General features: G+C 68.3%; 14 protein-coding genes, 1 other RNA gene and 1 riboswitch. Of the genes, 8 read left to right on the top strand and 7 right to left on the bottom strand.

What is annotated here, in order from left to right; translation table 11 throughout:
* Positions 1 to 86 precede the first annotated feature (86 nt).
* Positions 87 to 325, bottom strand: a riboswitch (cobalamin riboswitch).
* 36 nt (positions 326 to 361) lie between these two features.
* From AC0IZS_RS19955 to AC0IZS_RS19940, 4 genes are all read left to right on the top strand, one after another.
* Positions 362 to 586, top strand: coding sequence for a hypothetical protein (locus tag AC0IZS_RS19955; RefSeq protein WP_007858570.1), 225 nt, complete (start codon positions 362 to 364; stop codon positions 584 to 586).
* Positions 583 to 999, top strand: coding sequence for a cell division protein ZapA (locus tag AC0IZS_RS19950; RefSeq protein ID WP_471637205.1), 417 nt, complete (start codon positions 583 to 585; stop codon positions 997 to 999). Before AC0IZS_RS19955 ends, AC0IZS_RS19950 begins: the two co-directional genes overlap by 4 nt.
* Positions 1,000 to 1,101: 102 nt before the next feature.
* A non-coding RNA gene (gene ssrS / locus AC0IZS_RS19945) (6S RNA) lies at positions 1,102 to 1,283 on the top strand.
* 231 nt (positions 1,284 to 1,514) lie between these two features.
* Positions 1,515 to 2,330 (top strand): sulfite exporter TauE/SafE family protein, encoded by an 816-nt coding sequence (locus AC0IZS_RS19940; protein ID WP_471637204.1) that lies wholly within the window; start codon positions 1,515 to 1,517, stop codon positions 2,328 to 2,330.
* A gap of 25 nt (positions 2,331 to 2,355) precedes the next feature.
* On the opposite strand, the gene AC0IZS_RS19935 is transcribed toward AC0IZS_RS19940, so the two are convergent.
* The 4 genes from AC0IZS_RS19935 to hemN form a co-directional block, all read right to left on the bottom strand.
* Positions 2,356 to 4,824 carry a putative bifunctional diguanylate cyclase/phosphodiesterase gene (locus AC0IZS_RS19935; protein WP_471637203.1) on the bottom strand — a complete coding sequence of 823 codons (2,469 nt, stop codon included), beginning with the start codon at positions 4,822 to 4,824 and terminating at the stop codon, positions 2,356 to 2,358.
* A complete protein-coding gene (locus AC0IZS_RS19930) occupies positions 4,821 to 6,140 on the bottom strand; it encodes an HD-GYP domain-containing protein (RefSeq protein WP_471637202.1) in 1,320 nt (439 codons plus the stop codon). Before AC0IZS_RS19930 ends, AC0IZS_RS19935 begins: the two co-directional genes overlap by 4 nt.
* 284 nt (positions 6,141 to 6,424) lie before the next feature.
* A complete protein-coding gene (locus AC0IZS_RS19925; RefSeq protein WP_471637201.1) occupies positions 6,425 to 7,162 on the bottom strand; it encodes a sulfite exporter TauE/SafE family protein in 738 nt (245 codons plus the stop codon).
* A gap of 2 nt (positions 7,163 to 7,164) precedes the next feature.
* Positions 7,165 to 8,547, bottom strand: coding sequence for an oxygen-independent coproporphyrinogen III oxidase (gene hemN, locus AC0IZS_RS19920; protein ID WP_471637200.1), 1,383 nt, complete (start codon positions 8,545 to 8,547; stop codon positions 7,165 to 7,167).
* A 172-nt stretch (positions 8,548 to 8,719) separates the two neighbouring features.
* On the opposite strand from hemN, the gene fnr reads away from it, so the two are divergent.
* Positions 8,720 to 9,439, top strand: a complete 720-nt coding sequence (gene fnr / locus AC0IZS_RS19915; RefSeq protein ID WP_471637199.1) for a fumarate/nitrate reduction transcriptional regulator Fnr — start codon at positions 8,720 to 8,722, stop codon at positions 9,437 to 9,439.
* 4 nt (positions 9,440 to 9,443) lie between these two features.
* On the opposite strand, the gene AC0IZS_RS19910 is transcribed toward fnr, so the two are convergent.
* The 3 genes from AC0IZS_RS19910 to AC0IZS_RS19900 form a co-directional block, all read right to left on the bottom strand.
* Positions 9,444 to 10,052, bottom strand: a complete 609-nt coding sequence (locus AC0IZS_RS19910) for a histidine phosphatase family protein (protein ID WP_471637198.1) — start codon at positions 10,050 to 10,052, stop codon at positions 9,444 to 9,446.
* Complete coding sequence (locus AC0IZS_RS19905; protein WP_471637197.1) at positions 10,024 to 10,995, bottom strand: MBL fold metallo-hydrolase; 972 nt, start codon at positions 10,993 to 10,995, stop codon at positions 10,024 to 10,026. Before AC0IZS_RS19905 ends, AC0IZS_RS19910 begins: the two co-directional genes overlap by 29 nt.
* Positions 10,996 to 11,116: 121 nt before the next feature.
* Positions 11,117 to 12,097 (bottom strand): Bug family tripartite tricarboxylate transporter substrate binding protein, encoded by a 981-nt coding sequence (locus tag AC0IZS_RS19900; protein ID WP_471637196.1) that lies wholly within the window; start codon positions 12,095 to 12,097, stop codon positions 11,117 to 11,119.
* A gap of 95 nt (positions 12,098 to 12,192) precedes the next feature.
* Between AC0IZS_RS19900 and AC0IZS_RS19895 the strand changes: the two genes are divergently transcribed.
* From AC0IZS_RS19895 to iaaH, 3 genes are all read left to right on the top strand, one after another.
* The gene (locus AC0IZS_RS19895; RefSeq protein ID WP_471637195.1) at positions 12,193 to 12,999 is read left to right on the top strand and encodes an IclR family transcriptional regulator; all 807 of its coding nucleotides are present in this window, start codon (positions 12,193 to 12,195) and stop codon (positions 12,997 to 12,999) included.
* Positions 13,000 to 13,067: 68 nt separating this feature from the next.
* Complete coding sequence (locus tag AC0IZS_RS19890; RefSeq protein WP_471637194.1) at positions 13,068 to 15,407, top strand: cytochrome P450; 2,340 nt, start codon at positions 13,068 to 13,070, stop codon at positions 15,405 to 15,407.
* 109 nt (positions 15,408 to 15,516) lie between these two features.
* Entirely contained in the window at positions 15,517 to 17,082 is a 1,566-nt protein-coding gene (gene iaaH, locus AC0IZS_RS19885) for an indoleacetamide hydrolase (RefSeq protein WP_471637193.1), read from the top strand.
* Positions 17,083 to 17,170 lie beyond the last annotated feature (88 nt).

Genomic DNA, 17,170 nt, shown 5'->3' with positions numbered 1-17,170 from the left:
GGGCGAATCGTCGGCAAGCAAAAACCCGTGCCGGCCTCCCGCCAGCGAATTGGGTGATACAGCTGCACACGCCCCTCATCAGGACGCAGGCAGCCACCGTGTTGGCCGGTATCCGGGCTGGCGGAACACTCCCCAAGGCCTTCCCAGGTGCTTGTTCAAGGCACCCAGTGGCATGTGGTTGGAGAGAGAAGCCCGAAGGCTTCGTCCGCTGACCGTTGCGGGGGCAGCGCAGGCTCGGCGCGCCATGCGTGGCGCCACCTCCCTGCTTCCCGTTGAACTGCGGCATGTGAACCACACCGCGAGCACCAACCCGGTGATTTTACGACCGTTTACAACCCGCCGTCCTACAATCGATGGCTGTATGGCAACAACACCATCGACTACCGACCAGATCGCCGAGCGCGTGGAGCGCCTGCTGGTGCGCCACGCCGAACTGCAGCGCACCAACGCACTGCTGTCCGAACAGGTGGCCGCACTCACCCAGGAACGCGACTCCCTGAAATCCCGCCTGAGCGCAGCCCGCTCGCGCGTGGACGCCCTGCTTGAGCGCCTGCCCCAGGCCCCTCCCGCGAAAGACGCCGCATGAAGCAAATCGAGGTGCAGATCCTGCAGCAAAGCTACCTGCTCAGTTGCCCCGAGGGGCACGAGAGCCGCCTGCTCGATGCCGTGGAGCGTGTGGACACCGCCATGACGCGCATCCGTGATGCCGGCAAGGTGCGTGCCCGCGAACGCATCGCGGTGCTGGCTGCGCTGAACCTCGCCTTCGAGATCGCCGACCGCGAAGCCGCCGACATGGCCGAGGCGGCCGACCACCCCCACCCCGTGCCCATGGCCACCCCCATGGCGATGGGCGACGACATGCCGGCGCCCTCGCCCCGGCGCAGCGCCAGCGGTGTGCAGGAATCGCTGCTGCCGCCCGATGCGGACGAGGCCCTGCGCCTGCAAAGCCTGGTGCAGCGCCTGGACCAGGCCCTGGGCGAAGACGGGCGGCTGCTGTAAAGCCGGAGAGCGCCGCGCCGCACGCTATCAGCGGCGCACATTCTGGAGATTTTCTTTACATCGCCTAACGGCTGCAAAGGGCATTTTCAGCGCCTACAATAAAGGTGTCTGCGGTGCCGCCGGGTCTTATATTTCCTTGAACCAATGCTCAACGAGCACGGGCTTGGTACATCGCCAGGGGAGCGTGATCATCTCGCGTCAGATGAACCCAACACCTGGCTGCCCTCGCCCACCTGAACCCCCGGTTCAGGATGAGGGTCCGGTAGCAATGCCGCAGACACCTATTCCCGAAATGGCTGCCCGAGCGATCCGGCAGCCATTTTTTTCTGGCCACTGCGGCCACGGGCATCCCGGCAAGCAACTGTCCGAGGGCCTCCAACGGCCTCGCCACGGCGCACGCAGGGCAAGGCGAAGTAGCACCGCCCCCCCCCGGCTGGCCTGGCCAGCACGCGCTCTACAATTCCTGCGGTGCGGTACCTTCCCGCCCCTCCTCCATTTCCATCGCTCAACTCCCCATGCTCGACCCCCTCCTGATCGTTGAACTCGGTGTCCTTGGCCTGTGCACGGGCTTTCTCGCAGGGCTCTTGGGCATTGGCGGCGGCATGCTGATGGTGCCCTTCCTGACCTACATCCTGGGTGCGCGCGACATCGCCCCCGACCTGGCGGTGAAGATGGCGATCGCCACCTCGATGGCCACCATCGTCTTCACATCCATCTCCAGCGTGCGCGCCCACCACCAGCGCGGCGCTGTGCGCTGGGACATCGTGCAGCGCCTGGCACCCGGCATCGTGATCGGTGGCTTCGCGGCCAGCCTGGGCATCTTCGCCCTGCTCAAGGGCTCGTCGCTGGCGATCTTCTTCGCGTTGTTCGTGAGCTTCTCGGCCAGCCAGATGCTGCTGGACAAGAAGCCAGCACCCACGCGCCAGATGCCGGGCACGGCAGGCCAATTGGCCGCAGGCGGCGTGATCGGGTTTCTCTCGGGCCTGGTGGGTGCCGGCGGCGGCTTCGTGAGCGTGCCCTTCATGACCTGGTGCAACGTGGCCATCCACAATGCCGTGGCCACCAGTGCGGCGCTCGGCTTTCCGATCGCGCTGGCCAATGTGGTGGGCTATGCGCTCAGCGGGCAGACGGTGCAGAACCTGCCGCCGGCCTCGCTGGGCTACATCTGGCTGCCCGGCCTGGCGGTGATCGCCGTGTGCAGCGTGCTCACCGCGCCGCTGGGCGCCAAGGCAGCGCACAAGCTGCCGGTCAAGCAGCTCAAGCGCGTGTTCGCCAGCCTGCTGTTCTGCCTGGCAGCGTACATGCTGTACAAGGGACTGAGCGCCCTCTGATCCAGGGCCGCGCAGGGTATGGCGCTCAGTCTTTCGGATCGGGCGCCGGCTGTGCCACCAACGGCTGTGGCGCCGGAACACCGGGCGGCGCCACGGAGGGCCGCCCCAGCAGGCGCCGGAAGTCTTCGGCCGGCAGGCCGGGGGCGCGCAGAAAGCCCTGGTAGTGGTCGCACTGCATCTGCGCGAGCACGGCGCGCTGCACCTCGGTCTCCACCCCCTCGGCCACCACCTCGATGCGCATCGCGTGGCCCATGCTGATGATGGCGCTGACGATGGCCCGGTCGCCGTCGTCGTCGGGCAGGCCGCGCACGAAGGACTGGTCGATCTTGAGCTTGTGGATGGGCAGCTTCTTGAGGTAGGCCAGGCTCGAATAGCCGGTGCCGAAGTCGTCGATGGCCAGGCTCACGCCCAGGCCCGCCAGCTCGTGCAGGCGCTGCTCCATCTCGGCGGCGTCCTGCAGCAAAATGGTCTCGGTCAGCTCCAGCTCCAGCAGCGTGGGCGGCAGCTGGTGCACGGCCAGCAGGCGCGTGAGCCGCTCCACGAAATCGGGCTGGCGGAACTCCAGCGCCGAGACGTTGACCGACACCACGATGGGGTGGCCACTGTGGATCCACGTGGCAGCCTCGCGCACGGCCTGCTCCATGACCCAGGCGCCCAGCGTGACGATGTAGCCCGACTCTTCGGCCAGCGGGATGAACATGCCCGGCGAGACCGGACCGAACTCCGGGTCGGTCCAGCGGATCAGCGCCTCGGCACCGGTGATGGCGCCGGTCGCCATGCTCACCTGGGGCTGGTAGTGCACGGCCATGCGCTGCTCGCCCAGCGCCTGGCGCATGGCGTGCTCCAGCTTCATGCGCGAGAGCAGGTTGGCATTCATCTGCGGTTGGTAGAAGCCATAGCTGCCGCGGCCGCGCTCCTTGACCTGGTACATGGCCGTATCGGCCTGCTTGATCAGCTCGTCGAGCGAGCCGCCGTCCTGCGGGTACAGCGCCATGCCGATGCTGCACTGGATGGAGAAGCCCATGCTGTCGAGCGTGAAGGGGCGCAGCATCTCATCGAGGATGCGCCGCGCCACGCTCTCGGCCACCACGGCATCGCCGCCGTGCAGGTAGATCACGAATTCGTCGCCGCCCAGGCGGCACAGCATGTCGGTCTGGCGCAGGCAGGTCTGCAGGCGCTCGGCCACCAATTGCAGCACGCGGTCTCCAAAGGGGTGGCCCAGCGAGTCGTTGATGATCTTGAAGCGGTCCAGGTCCAGGAACAGGATGGCAAAGCCGGTGTCGCTCTGGCGCGCGCCCTGGATGGCCGTGTCCACGCGCTGCGACAGCAGCAGCCGGTTGGGCAGACCGGTCAGCACGTCGCTGTAGGCCAGCTCCTCGATGCGCTTTTGCGCGGCATGCTGCAAGGTGAGGTCGCGCATGAAGCCAATGCTCTGCACCAGCCGGTCTTCGTCGTCACGCAGCGCCACCCAGGACAGCTGCACGGCGCAGTAGGCATCGTTCTCGCGCGGCAGCCACAGCTCGCCCTCCCAGAAGCCCTCACGCGCCCAGCCGGCCTCGACCTGGGCCATGAAGTCGGCATCGGGCCCGCCGCCGAACAGCGAGGCCGCGGCCGCCCCCTCGAAGGCGCGCGCGGTCTTGCCCACCAGGCGCTCGCAGCCCGGGTTCATGCGCATCAGGCGGTGGTGGCTGTCGGCGATGAAGATCGCGTCCATGCTCGACTCGAAGACCCGTGCCGCCAGGCGCAGGCTGGCCTGCACCTCGTGCTGGCGCGTGATGTCCCGAAACGAATACACCCGCCCCACCGCACGCCCCTGGCTGAACTGGGGCACCGAGCGGCGCTCCAGGCTCATGCCGTTGCGCAGGCCCAGGATGTCGATGCTCTCCTGCATGGGCTCGGCGGTGATGGCCGCCAGCCGCTCCATGTAGACCGGCACGTCGGCCACCTGGTCGGCCATGTGGGCGAAAAGGGCCTCATCGTCGCGGCGCAGCAGCAGCGGGGCCGGCACGTTCCACAGCTGGGCCAGGCGCTGGTTGAAGGCCCGTACGCGCCCGTCCAGGCTGCACACCAGCATGCCGTCGGCGGCCGAGTCGAGCGTGGCGCGCAGCTCGGCCAGCAGGGTTTCGAGCTCGCGCTCGGTGGCCTGCTGGTGGCTGCGGTCCACCATGGTGACGAGAAAGGCCGTGCCCCCTTCGAGCCGGGGCACGCGCGTCACGCGCCGCTCCACCGCCACCAGGATACCGGTGGAGTGCAGCACGCTGGTGTGCGAATGGATGCCATCGGCCACCACGGCCGCGGGCTGGCTCCAGAAGATCTGGTCCTGCGGCGTAGCCGCCAGCAGGGTCACCGGTGTGCCCAGCATGTCGGCGATGCCCAGGCCGGTCAGGTGCTCGGCCGCCTGGTTGGCGGCCAGGATGTGCAAGCTCTTCTCATCGACGAGCCACACCGCCTCCAGCAAACCATCGATCCATGCCTGCGGCAGCGGCCGGATCACGCTCCACCCTCTTCGGGGACGGGGGCCACGGCACGCTCGAAGAAATAGCAGATGCGCTTGCGCGGCGACAGGTAGTCGAGCGCTTCGCGCGGCAGCTGGGCAGGCTTCAAGCTGCGGCGGATACCGAGCTCGGGCACCGTCTCCAGATCGAGGATGGGTGCCTCGTCCTTGGGCACGCGCGCATCGTGCACGATCACCTTGGGCCGCAGCGGCCGCGAGGAGTTGACCGAGGCCACGATGGCGTAGCGGTCGTTGACCAACTGCACGATGGAGCCCGGCGGGTACACCCCCATCATGCGGATGAAGGCCCCCAGCACCACGGCATCGAAGCGCGCCTTGTGCTGGGCAAAAATCACCGACAGCGCCTCGTGCGGGGTCAGTCCGCCCATGCCGCTGCCAGGGCTGCACAGGCGGTCGTAGTGGTTGACCAGCGCCAACACCTGGCCGGGGCGCGAGAGGTCTGCCGCCGTGAGCCGCATCGGAAAACCGCTGCCGTCCACCATTTCATGGTGCTGCGCAATGGCCAGCAGCACCGGCTTGCCCAGGCCCATGCGGCCCGCCAGCGCCACCGACTCGCGCACATGGCCTTCGTAGCGGGCGCGGTCGGGCGCGGGCATGTGCGCCTGTACGTTCTTGAATGCGTCGGGCAGGCGCAGCTTGCCCAGGTCGTGGATCAGGGCCGCCACGCCCAGGTCCTGCAGGTCCTCGACCTTCATGCCCAGGGCCTTGCCCAGCAGCAGGCTGACGACCAGCACATTCACCGGGTGCAGCGCACCGGGTTCGCCCACCCCCTCGGAGAGCAGGCGGATCACCGAATCGCCGTTGTTGAGCAGGTCGCTGACGCAGCCGGCCACCAGCACCTCACCGTCGGTGCGGGCGCGCTCGGGATGGTCCACAACCACCTTTTCCAGCGCCACATAGCGGCGCGTGGCCTCGCCAAAGCGCTGGTTGCACTGCGCCAGGGCACTGTTCTGCGCCTCCAGCAACCGGCGTCGGCGCGCAGCGGCCTCGTCCACCGCCGGGTCGCGCGGCGGGGCCGGCGGCTCTGCAGGTGCGGCTGCTTCGCCAGCGCCGGCATCCTGGGTCGCCTCGGGGCTGCCCACCGGCGCCAGCGCCAGTTCGCGCAGGTCGGGGTCGCTCTTCTTGGGGACGTAACGCACCTCGGTCAGCCCCAGCTCGCGCAAGGTGGCGATCTGTTCGGCGGACGCTACCCGGAAACTGCTCACCGGAAACGGATGGTGCATCCAGCCCAGATCGAGCTGGATATACATGCCGATGCGCAGTTGGCGGATATCGATGAGGATGGAAGAATTCACTTCAGGCGTACGTGAGGAAACACGGCGGCACTTCTGCCACCATTGGTTACACCCATTATCTCCAGTTCTTGGTGCTTGTCTTGCCCCGCCATGTCTTAGGACATACCCCCCACTCCGGGGCTGGCGGGGGCCGCGGCCCGCTTTACCTATTGGTAAAAACCCTGCGGTGGCTCGCGACCCGAAAGGCTGCCCGTGCAGACCCGGTCAGCCCCATGCGTGCGTACAAGTACGTAGGACATGCAAAACAACAGTCCGCCCTGCCCCGCCCAAGGCCCTCGGATGTATCACCGGCACCACAGCGAGGGCTTGTAGACCAGGTCCATCCACAGCGCCCAGCCGGCGGCCGCACACAGCAGCCCCCCGGCCACGCGGGTGCCCCAGTCGGCCCGGGCCTGGTTCAGGCGGCTGCGCAGCCGCGACCACAGCCAGGGCCCGCCCACCAGCCACAGGCCACTGCCCAGGGCGAACAGCGCCATGGTGGCCGCCCCCTGCACCGGCCCGCCGCTGAGCGCCGCGACCAGCAGGGCCGAGTACAGCAGGCCGCAGGGCATCAGCGCCCACAGCAGCCCGGCGGCGCCCACACCGCCCGCCCCCGCCGTGAGCGGCCACACGCGCTGCCATACCGCACGGCCCAGGCCTTCCACCCAGGCCGGCTGGCGCGCCTGCACCAGGAGCAGCAGGCCCCAGGCCATGATGGCCAGGTGCAGAAAGGTCCAGGCCGGCTCCAACGCGGCCGTGCGCTGGGTCAGCCAGGCCAGGCTGTCCATCGCGGTCGCAGCGGCCGCGCCCAGACCCGCATAGCCGGCCACCCGCCCGCCATGGAAAGCGATGGATCGCGCCAAGGAGAAGGAGGGTGCGACAGGGGCCACGGCAAGCCCTGCACCGACCGGCCCGGCCCAGCGAACGGGTTGTTCCCCGCCCTGCCCCACCAGCGCCCCGCAAGGCGCCGCGCACATGGCCAGGCAGTGCGGGCCGCCGGCCAGCCCCATCAGCAGCGCAGTCCAGCCCAGGGTGGTCAGCATGGTCAGATGATTCTTGAAAAGCGGGCCCGGTTGCGGTCGGCCTGCAAATAGCGGTCGAACACCATGGCGATGCCGCGCACGAAGAACCAGCCCATGGCCGAAACGGTGATGCCCTCCTGGGTCACGCTGACCAGGCCCTGCTCCTGCATGCCTTCGAGCTGCTCCAGTTCGGCCGCAAAGGTGCGCCGGAAGTCGATCAGCCAGCCCGCCTCGATGGATTCGAACAGCAGCTCCCCCTGGCACATCAGCGCCATGATGACGGCGCGGCGCACCAGGTCGTCGCGGTTCAGCGCCAGGCCGCGCACCACGGGCAGGCGGCCCTGGTCCAGCAGGTCGTAGTACTCGTCCAGGGTCTTGGCGTTCTGGCTGTAGGTGGCGCCCACCCGGCCGATGGCCGAGACCCCGAGGGCGATCAGGTCGCAATCGGGCTGGGTGCTGTAGCCCTGGAAGTTGCGGTGCAGCCGCCCCTGGCGCTTGGCCACGGCCAGCGCATCGGTGGGCAGCGCGAAGTGGTCCATGCCCACATACACATAGCCCGCGTCCATGAATTGCTGCAGCGAGCGCGAGAGCATGGCCACCTTGGAAGGCGCCGCCGGCAGCTCGGCCGGCACGATGCGCCGCTGCGGCTTGAAGCGCTCGGGCAGGTGCGCGTAGGCATACAGCGCAATGCGGTCGGGCCGCAACTGCTTGACCTGCTCCAGCGTGCGGTCGAAGGATTCGGGCGTCTGCCGCGGCAGGCCATAGATCAGGTCCACGTTGACCGACTCGAAGCCCAGGCTGCGCGCCGCCTCCACCAGCGCAAACACCTGCCCGGCCGGCTGCACGCGGTGCACGGCCTTCTGCACGTCGGCATCGAAGTCCTGCACGCCAAAGCTCAGGCGGTTGAACCCGAGCTCGGCCAGCACCGCCAGGCGCTCGGGGGTCACGGTGCGCGGGTCCACCTCGATGGAGTATTCGCCGCCCGGCGCAAACGTGAAGCTGCGCCTGAGCACCGCCATCAGCTCGCGCAGCTTGTCGTCCGACAGAAAGGTGGGCGTGCCCCCGCCCAGGTGCAGCTGGCTCACCATCTGGCCCGTGCCGCAGTGGGCCGTGTGCAGCGCCACCTCGCGCGCCAGGTAGCGCAGGTAGACGTCGCCCCGGTCGTGGTGCCTGGTGATGATCTTGTTGCAGGCGCAGTAGTAGCACAGCGATTCGCAGAACGGAATGTGTACATACAGCGACAGCGGCAGCGCCTTGCCCGGCGTGCCCGCCTTGCGCTGGGCCAGTGCCAGCACATACTCGTCTTCGCCAAAGGCTTCTACAAAACGGTCCGCCGTGGGGTAAGAGGTATAACGGGGACCAGGCACATCGAAACGGCTCAGAAGTTCGGGCGTCACAGCGGTCATTTGGGGGAAATCCTTCTTTGGTAAGGACTTTGCCGCAGCCGTTGCCCACCGACCTTGATGTAGATCAAGTGTTCACGGAGTCAGAGTGGCGACAATTTGATGCATGTCAGCCACCACCACGCTCCTCTCCCCGGACACGGTCCGCCCGCGCATCCAACCAGCGTCCACGCCCATGAACCCGCTTGCCATCAAAGTCGCCTGCTCCAACTGCAACCTGCGCGAGCTGTGCATGCCCGTGGGCCTGGACGAGAAGCAGCTGGAGCGCATCGACGAGATCGTGGCCGTGCGGCGCAAGATCAAGCGCGGGGGCACGCTGTTCCACAACGGCGAGATGTTCACCTCGCTGTACGCCATCCGCACCGGCTTCTTCAAGACCTGCGTGGCCACCGAGGACGGGCGCGACCAGGTGACGGGCTTTCAGATGGCGGGCGAGATCATCGGCCTGGACGGCATCGTCAACGACCACCACACCTGCGACGCCGTGGCCCTGGAGGATGCCGAGGTCTGCGTGATGCCGTTCGACCGCATCGAGGAGCTCTCGCGCGAGGTCACGGCCCTGCAGCACCATGTGCACAAGATCATGAGCCGCGAGATCGTGCGCGAGCACGGGGTCATGCTGCTGCTGGGCAGCATGCGCGCCGAGGAGCGCCTGGCCGCCTTTCTGCTGAACCTGGTGCAGCGCCTGCACGCGCGCGGGTTCTCGCAGTCCGAGCTGGTGCTGCGCATGACGCGCGAAGAAATCGGCAGCTACCTGGGCCTCAAGCTCGAAACCGTGAGCCGCACCTTCTCGAAGTTCGCCGAGGACGGCATCGTCGAGGTCAAGCAGCGCCATGTGCGCATCCTCGACACCGATGCCTTGAAGCGCATCGTCAACTCGCAGACGTGTAACTAACCCCTCAGACCTGGACCTGCAGGCGGGCCAGCACCTCGGTCTTGCCGCTGCGGTCTGCGCGCAGGATCAGCGCCTCGCCCGAACTGGTGTTGGTGCTGGCCAGATCGGACAGCACGAACATATGGGTGAACCAGGCCTCGAAACTCCCGCGCCGGGCCGAGGCGGCCACCAGCGCCTGGCGCAGCTCGCGCAGGTGGCCGGCACCGGTGGTCTCCGGCGCGCCGCGCGGCGAGCCCAGCGCGGGCCACACCTGGGGGGCGGCAAATGCCAGCGTGGCACTGTCGATGCAGCGGCACCAGGGGCTCGAAAGCACCTTGGCCGGCTGCAGCTGGCGCTCCTTGAACCACGCCCCGGTGCGCCGCGCCTGCTCGCGCCCTTCTTCGCTGAGGTTGCGCTGCGTGCCGCAATCGCCCAGGCGAAACCCCGGTGGATCGAAGGTGCCAGGTGCCAGCGCATGGCGGAACGCGGCCACCACCCCGCCCTTGCGCAGCAGGGCCTCGGCCTCGGCGTCCTGGGCGGCCCAGGCGTGCAGCGTGGTCAACGCCAGCCCGGCGCCCAGCACGGTGCGCCGGCCAACGGCCGCTTCAGGCTGCGGGCTGGAAGGCATAGCCATTGCCCGATGCCGCCATGCGCCCGAATGCCGGGAACGGGAAGTGAAAGCCCCCCAGCATGGCATTGCTGGCGGTGATGCGTTGGAACACCTCGCGCCGCACCTTGCGCGCGGCCTCGGCATCCATGTCGAAGGTCACGGCCCAGTCGGGGTTGCGTGCGAAGAGGGCCGGCACATTGGTCAGGTCGGCCACGTAAAAGAAGTTCTGGCCGGCGGACTTGAGCTCGAACAGCGTGTGGCCCGGTGTGTGCCCGTAGGCCGCCACGGACTGGATGCCCGGCGCCACTTCGGTGCCCGCCCCGAACTGCACCAGCGTGTCGGCCGGCATGGTGGCAAAGGTGCGGCGCACGTTCTCGAAGGCGCCCTTCATGCCCGCAGGGGCAGCCGCCATGCGGGCATCGTCCATCCAGAAGGCATGCTCGGCGGCCGGCACCAGCACCTTGGCCTTGGGGAAGGTCAGCGCGCCCGCCTTGTTGCGAATGCCGTTGATGTGGTCGCCGTGGTAGTGGCTGATGAGCACGGTGTCGATGTCATCGGCCTTCAGGCCTGCAGCGGCCAGGCTGTCGAGCAGCTTGCCGGTGGTGGGGCCGCCAAACTCACCCAGGCCCGTGTCGATCAAAATCTTGCGCCCGCCTGCCAGCACCAGGAAGGGGGTGTAGGGCACGTCGATGTAGTCCATGGGCAGGCCCTGCGAGGTGAGCAGCGCACGCACTTCGGCAAGCGGCGCGTTCTTCACGAACTCCTCGCCCAGCGGGCGGCGCGTGATGCCATCGACCAGCGCCACCACCTCCGCATCGCCCACCTTCATGCGCCGAAAGCCGGGGTTGGGCAAGGTGGGCGTACCGAAGTTGGGCGCGTTCTGCGCCCACACGGGCACGAACGAGCCCGCAGCGTAAAAGGCGGGGGCGGCAAGCCCAGCACCCAGGAAATGGCGACGTGACAGCATGAAACTCTCCGGTATTGAGTTGAACTGATGAGTTTTCAACTGTAACGGGGAGTGGCACGATGGCACCAGACCCGCTGCAAACCTGTAGGCGCCATGGGGTTTTGCCGGGAGCCCGCGGTCCTCAATCGAGGGTGATGCGCTGCGCCTTGATCAGCTTGTGCCACCGGTCCGTCTCGGTGCGGATCAGGTCCGCATACTGGGCCGGCGTGCTGGCCACGGGCTCGATGCCGAAGTCCACCAGCTTTTGCTTGACCGCAGGCTGGTTGATGGCGGCGGCCACCTGCTTTTGCAGCGACGCCACCACGTCTGCCGGTGTGCCTGCGGGCGCGACGATGCCCACCTGGGCAGACGCCTCGACGTTCTTGAAGCCCAGTTCGGCGAAGGTTGGCACATCGGGCAGCTGCGGCAGCCGCTTGGCGCTGGCCACGGCCAGCGGGCGCACCTTGCCGGCCTTGATGAAGGCGCCACCGGCGGCCAGGTCGACCATCATGGCGGGGATCTGCCCGCCGGCCAGGTCCGTCAGCGCCGGCGCAGCGCCGCGGTAGGGGATGTGGGTCATGAACAGGCCGGCATCGACCTTGAGCAGCTCCATCGCCAGGTGGTGCGGGCTGCCCGCGCCGGCCGAGCCGAAGCTCATGGCGCCGGGCTTGGCCTTGGCCTTGGCGACGAAGTCCTTGGCATCCTTGAAGTCGGCGCCCGGGTTGACCACCAGGATCATCGGGAACTTGCCCATCAGGGTCACGGGCAACAGGTCCTTGCTGGGGTTGTAGGTGAGCTTGCTGTACAGCGCGGGGTTGAACACCATGGTGCCGTTGTCGGCCGACAGGATGGTGTAGCCATCGGGCGCGGCGCGGCCCGTTTCCACGGCGGCGATGGCCGTGTTGCCACCGGGCTTGTTGTCGATCAGCACCGGCTGGCCGATCTGGGTCGAGAGCTGCTGGCCCACCGTGCGCGCGAGAAAATCGGATCCGCCGCCCGCCGGGTACGGCACCAGCCAGCGGATGGCCTTGGCCGGGTAGGTTTGCGCGCTGGCCGGGGCGGCCCACGCCAGCAAGGCCGGCAAAGCAAGCATTCCAGCCAACAAGCGACGATTTTTCAACATGTCTGCACCTCAGGGGATTAATATCTGCGTGATGTTACTCCGCTATGCGTAATATCTTGGGGCAGCGTTTACCCTAGGTTTTCGACCAAAACACCATGACCACATCCCCTTCCACGGCCCGGGTGGCCGACCGCCGGCAACGTGTCCAGTCCGCAGAAATGGGGCTCAGCGTCCTCAAGGCGCTGACCCGCCTGGGCGGTGCGGCCAGCCTTACCGCGACGGCCGCCGAGGTGGACGAGAGCCCTGCCAAGGTGCATCGCTACCTTGCCAGCCTGTGCCAGCAGGGCTTTGTCGAGCAGTCGCCCGTCAACCAGCACTACTACCTGGCCCAGGAGTCGATCGCCATCGGCCTGGCGGCCCTGCGCCAGTGCGACCCCATCCGCCTGGGCGAGGCGTCCCTGCAGCGGCTGCGCCAGGCGCTGGAGGTCACGGCCTTCCTGGCGGTGATGGGCAACAAGGGGGCCACCGTGCTGCGCATGGAAGAGCCCACCCTGCCCGTTACGGTGAACATCCGCGCGGGCTCGGTGCTCTCCACGCTGTGGTCGGCCACGGGCCGGGTGTTTCTGGGTTTTTCCAGCGACCGGCTGGTGATCGACATGGCCGAGCAGGAGCTGGCCGAGGCCTCGGCAGACAGGCGCTCGCAGCTTGATGGCACCCGCCCGGTCGAGCAGTTGCGCCAGCAGGTGCGGGCGCGGGGCTGGGCCGTGGCCCATGACTCGCTGCTCAAGGGCATCAGCGCGCTGGCCGCCCCGGTCTTCGACGCCACGGGCAATGTGTGCGCCTGCCTGACCACCCTGGGCGCCACGGGCGGCTTTGACCTGCGGCCCGATGGCGCCATCTGCCCCGCACTGCTGCAAGAGGCCCGACTGATCAGCCGCGCGATGGGTTATCAGGGGACATAGCAAACCAAGGGTTAACCCGAATCTTTGCAGCCATATTGCGTAATACATTTACGCAAAGGAGATTCACGATGACAGCCCCCGCCAACGCCTCCCGCTGCCCGGTCGACCATGCGGCGATGGCCGCCGCCCTGAAGAGCCCCACGGGCTGCCCCGTGAGCGCGCGTGCGGCGGCGTTCGACCCCTTCGCCCCCAGCTACCAGCAAAACCCGGCCGAGGTGGTGCGCTGGGCACGTGAGGAGGAGCCGGTCTTCTACAGCCCCGAGCTCGGCTACTGGGTGGTGACGCGCTACGAGGACGTGAAGGCGGTGTTCCGCGACAACCTCCTGTTCTCGCCCTCGGTCGCGCTCGAAAAGATCACGCCCGCCACCGACGAGGTGCTGGCCATCCTCAAGAGCTATGGCTTCGCGATGAACCGCACCATGGTCAACGAGGACGAGCCGGACCACATGGCGCGCCGGCGCCTGCTGATGGACGCCTTCATGCCCGAGCGCCTGATGGACTACGAGCAGCCTATCCGCGAACTCGCGCGCAAGTACATGGACCGCTTTGTCGAAAAGGGGCGTGCGGACCTGGTGGCCGACATGTTTTACGAGATTCCGCTGACCATCGCACTGCACTTTCTGGGCGTGCCGGACGAAGGGGCCGAGCAGCTGCGCAACTTCGCGGTGGCACACACCCTCAACACCTGGGGCCGGCCCACGGCGCAGGAGCAACTGGAGATCGCCCACAACGTGGGCCGCTTCTGGCAGACGGCCCAGGGCATCCTGGACACCATGATGGCCCAGCCCGACGGCCAGGGCTGGATGTACGACTCGATCCGCCAGCACCACGCACACCCGGACATCGTGACCGAGTCCTACCTGCGCTCGATGATGATGGCCATCCTGGCCGCCGCGCACGAGACCACGTCGAACGCCACGGCCAACGCCTTCATGACCCTGCTGTCGCACCGCCATGCGTGGGAAGAGATCTGCGCGCAGCCCGCGCTGATCCCCAACGCGGTGGAGGAATGCCTGCGCGTGGCCGGCTCCATCATCGCCTGGCGGCGCATGGCCACGCGCGACACCGAGGTCGGCGGCGTGGCGATCCCCCAGGGTGGCAAGCTGCTGCTGTTCCAGGCATCGGCCAACGCGGACGCCAGCCACTTCGAAGACCCGGACCGGGTGGACCTGCACCGCGAGAATGCGGTGGAACACCTGACCTTCGGCTACGGCGCACACCAGTGCATGGGCAAGAACATCGGGCGCATGCAGATGCGCATCTTCCTTGAAGAATTCGTGTGCCGCCTGCCGCACATCGCACTCGTCGAAGGGCAGCAGTTCGAGTTCCTCTCGAACACCTCGTTCCGCGGCCCGTCCGCGCTGTGGGTGCAGTGGGATCCGCTGCAGAACCCCGAGCGCCAGGCCGACAAGGCGCCTGCCGTCCTCGCCAGGTTCCAGATCGGCCCGCCGCCCAAGGACGGCATTGCCCGCGCGGTGGTCCTCAAGGACAAGATCGCCGAGGGCGAAGGCCTCTACCGCTTCGTGATCGCCGCTGCCGGTAGCACGCCCCTGCCTGCCTGGACTGCAGGCTCGCACATCGACCTCATCGCCGGGGGCCATCGGCGCAAGTACTCGCTGTGCGGCGCGGGCGCCCACCCGGGCTGCTACGAGATCGTGGTGCAGCGCGAGGAAGGCGGCCGCGGCGGCTCGCGCCACTTCTGCGACACCCTGCAGCCTGGGGACGAGTTGCAGCTGGCCGGGCCGAAGAACCTGTTTCGCGTTGACGAAGCGGGCGCCCACCACATCCTGCTGGCCGCAGGCATCGGCATCACGCCCATCCTCGCCATGGCCGACCGGCTCAAGGCCCTGGGCCTGCCCTACGCGCTGCACTACGCGGGCCGCTCGCGCCAGAACATGGCGCTGCTGGACCGGGTGCTAAAGGACCATGCCAGCCACGCCACCCTGCACATCAAGGCCGAGGGCCAGCGCATGGACCTGCCCGCGATGCTGCGGCATGTGGACGGTGGCACCCGCGTCTATGCCTGCGGGCCGGACCGCCTGATCGCCGAACTCGAAACCCTGGCCGAGCACTGGCCCGAGAGCGTACTGCGCTTCGAGCACTTCAGCACCGACAACGCAGCGCTCGACCCGAGCAAGGAGCACGCCTTCGTCGCCGAGCTCAAGGACTCGGGCCTCACCATCGAGGTGCCCCGCCACCAGACCCTGCTGCAGGCGCTGCAGGCCGCAGGCGTTGACGTGCCCTGCGACTGCGGCGAAGGCCTGTGCGGTGCCTGCGAGGTGCAGGTGGCCGGCGGCGACATCGACCACCGCGACAAGGTGCTGACCAAGACCGAGCGCCAGGCCAACCAGCGCATGATGGCCTGCTGCTCGCGAGCCGCTGGCGAGCGCGTCGTTCTTTTCCTGTGAGGGAAGGCGGGTCCCGTTGGGGGCCCGCCTCCTCAATCCTGGGGATACCGCGCCGGGCCATGCGCCGATAACCTGAAGGCTCCGAGTTTCGACCTTCAGGAGCGCCTTCATGAGCCACCCCTCGCCCGAGCCCCGCCGCCGGTTTCTGCAACGCACCGGCGCCCTCGCCGGCACCCTCACCGCCCCTGCCTGGCTGGCCGCCTGCGCGAGCACGGCATCCACGCCATCGGACCTCACGCAACTGACATCCGCGCAGGCCATCACACAGATCAAGGGCGGCCGGCTGTTGGCGGTGGACTATGTGGCCGCCCTGGTGGCGCGTGCCAAGGCGTTGCGGTCCCTCAATGCTCTCATCACGCTCGACGAAGCCGGCGCCCTGGCCGCCGCGCGGCGCATTGATGCGGCGCGTGCGTCAGGTGCCGCCCTCGGCCCGCTGGCGGGCCTGGTGATCGTGGCCAAGGACAACATCAACATGGCCGGCCTGCCCACCACGGGCGGCACGCCCGCGCTGCAGGGCTTTCGACCATCGCGCACGGCGCCGTCGCTGCAAAAGCTCATCGACGCCGGCGCCATCGTGCTGGGCAAGGCCAACCTGCACGAGCTGGCCTTCGGCATCACCAGCACCAATTTTTCGCCGTTCGCTGGCGCCGTGGGCAACCCGTACGACCCCACGCGCATCCCCGGCGGTTCGTCGGGTGGCACGGCCGCAGCCATTGCCGCGCGCATGGTGGCGGCCGGCCTGGGCACGGACACGGGCGGCTCCACCCGCGTGCCCGCCGCGTTGTGCGGCATCGTGGGACTGCGCCCCTCGGTGGGCAATGGCGGGGCCGAGCGCCGCTACCACGACCCGCTGGCCGTCGTGCCCATCAGCCACACGCGCGACACCGTGGGCCCCATGGGCCGCACCGTGGCCGACGTGGCCTTGCTCGATGCGGTGATCACCGGCGATGCCAGCCTGCCCGCCATGCCACTGGCGCGCGTGCGCCTGGGCCTGCCGCGCCCGCTGTGGGCGGGGCTCGATGCCTCGCTGGCCACGGTGGTGAATGCCGCCCTGGCCCAACTGCGCGCGGCCGGCGCCACGCTGGTGGAGGTGGACATGGCGCAGCTGCTGCCGCTCAATGAGAAGATGTCGTTCCAGATCGCGCTGCACGAGCCCGTGGCCGACCTGCCGGCCTACCTGGCGGCCAACAACGCCCCCGTGAAGACGGTGGCCGAGGTCGCGGCCAAGGTGGCCAGCCCCGACGTGCAGGGCGCCTTCGGTGCCATCACCGCCGACGCCTTCGGCGCCGCCTACCCCGAGGCCATGGCCGTGCACCGGCCGCAGCTGCAGGCGCTGTATGCCAGCACCTTTGCGCAGGGCCAGCTCGATGCCCTGCTGTTCCCGACCACCCCACTGCCCGCCGTACCCATGGACCGGGCCAAGGGCTCGTCCACCGTCAAGCTCAACGGCGGCGCGGACGCGGACACATTCGCCACCTTCATCCGCAACACCGACCCTGGCAGCAACGCCGGCATACCCGGTCTGTCGGTGCCAGCCGGGCTCACCGCCAGCGGACTGCCCGTGGGGCTGGAGATTGACGGACCCGTGGGCAGCGACCGCAAACTGCTGGCCATCGGGATGGAGATCGAGAAAGTGCTGGGACGCTTGCCGGCCCCCAGGGTGCAGGGCGCGTAGCCGGCGCAATGGCCGGGCGCCGCACCCGGTATCTCATACGGATTTGCATCCAACCGTATAACTAGGCGGGAAGCCGCAGACAGTGCCT

This window comes from Acidovorax sp. AC410 (assembly GCF_979253235.1).
Note: the sequence above shows the minus strand (reverse complement) of the source record. Positions and strands in the feature narration are given on the sequence as shown.